We start from the raw sequence: 812 nt of genomic DNA, 5'->3' as shown, positions 1-812 counted from the left end.
CACCGAATGGCAGGGGAACGAAAATGCCTTGGGGTTAGACAGCAACCAAACAAAATATGAACGAGCGGTGGCTCTGATCCCTGCAAGTATGAATGGGATCGAGAGACAAACCTTGATTCAAGAGTTGCAGAAAAACTATCTGTCGGAACAAGAAAGCAACCAAATCCGCACTCGTGAACAACAAATAGCAAAACAAAAGCAGCAAGTTCGCAGTTATCAAACCGAGCTAAAACAGCTCGAATCCAGATTGGCAACGCAAAGAGCCACCAGCCACGCGAGTTGGTCTGAATCTGACTGGCAGCGTTACTATCAACAAGAGATAGCGAATTTTCGTCGCGAGTTCTTTGCTTCATAAGGTGCGCATACAAAAAAGCACGTTGCAGGTTAACTTTCGTGCCTTTTTACTTTGTGCTCCCGAACCTATTTCAGAACAAGTTCAAGCCAAATACCCCCTTAACATCGAACAAAACTTGTTCTGTTTTTTCTCGAGAGACTTGGCTGCCATGTTTAAGAATCTCAATAAGTTGCGCTTTGTCGTTCAAATACAATGCCCGTTTCTCTCTGATCGGACGCAGCATTTCTTGAAGGCATTCTTCCAATACTTTTTTCGTGGTTCCATCTCCTAGCCCGCCACGGCGATAGTGCGCTTTGAGTTGCTCGACATGCTCTTTGTCAGAGTGAAAAGCATCGAGATAAGTGAACACAATGTTACCTTCTACTTGACCAGGGTCTTCGATGCGCAAATGGCTTGGGTCGGTGTACATGGATTTCACTGCAACTGAGATTTCCTTTTCAGTCGCCCCTAAGTTAAT

At 45.1% G+C, this 812-nt stretch carries 2 pseudogenes; one reads left to right on the top strand and one right to left on the bottom strand.

Annotation, left to right across the window (positions count from 1 at the left end):
• Positions 1-355: pseudogene (locus tag R7E78_RS25785) on the top strand (chromosome partitioning protein ParA); the annotation flags it as partial.
• A gap of 70 nt (positions 356-425) precedes the next feature.
• Here R7E78_RS25785 and R7E78_RS25780 read toward each other — a convergent pair.
• Positions 426-812: pseudogene (locus R7E78_RS25780) on the bottom strand (tryptophan--tRNA ligase); the annotation flags it as partial.

The organism is Vibrio sp. YT-19(2023), from assembly GCF_033337395.1.
The sequence above is the reverse complement of the archived record's forward strand: the minus strand, read 5'-3'. Positions and strand labels throughout refer to the sequence as shown.